1 rRNA gene is annotated in these 255 nt (G+C 53.3%); it reads left to right on the forward strand.

From position 1 onward, the window contains the following. A 23S ribosomal RNA gene (locus tag IB244_RS31800) occupies positions 1 to 105 on the forward strand; the annotation flags it as partial. Positions 106 to 255: the final 150 nt, after the last annotated feature.

Raw genomic sequence — 255 nt, forward strand, 5'->3', positions numbered from 1 at the left:
ATTCCCTATCAGAGCCGTGGAAGACGACCACGTTGATAGGCCGGGTGTGGAAGCGCAGCAATGTGTGAAGCTTACCGGTACTAATAGCTCGATTGGCTTGATCGTTCTCATTGATCAATGCTCATCTCCGACACAGACGTGTCGGGATGAAGCCTAGACGTGTTCAACTCTAAAAAGAGGGCTTTGCCCTCACCAGCTTCTCATTTGTTGCGCTTCGCTGACCTGGTGGTTATGGCGGGGCGGCTGCACCCGTTC

The sequence above is a fragment of the Rhizobium sp. RHZ02 genome, from assembly GCF_014851575.1.
GTDB classification, from domain to species: domain Bacteria; phylum Pseudomonadota; class Alphaproteobacteria; order Rhizobiales; family Rhizobiaceae; genus Rhizobium; species Rhizobium altiplani.